A 240-nucleotide genomic window follows, 5' to 3' on the forward strand; every position below is an offset into this window, starting at 1 on the left:
GTACTGGGAAATCGCAAAAAATACAAGCATCAGTGTAGAGGCTGCAACCAGATTGTTTTGACCGATCCAGCGCTTTGCGAGCAGGCTTCCGATCAGAATGCTGACGCCCTCAAAAGCGTAAATCCAGCCCATCAATTGTGGTTCCTGATGGATTTCGCTAAAGTTTAAAATCATCAGATTGATACCGCCTAAAAAGAGGGTAATCAAGCCGTTGTTAATTAATCCGACCATGAGTGCAGG

The 240-nt window shown here is 45.0% G+C and carries 1 pseudogene; it reads right to left on the reverse strand.

What is annotated here, in order from left to right:
* Positions 1 to 240 (reverse strand): annotated as a pseudogene (locus SB775_RS33330) (MFS transporter); the annotation flags it as partial.

It is taken from the genome of Peribacillus sp. SIMBA_075 (assembly GCF_046534585.1).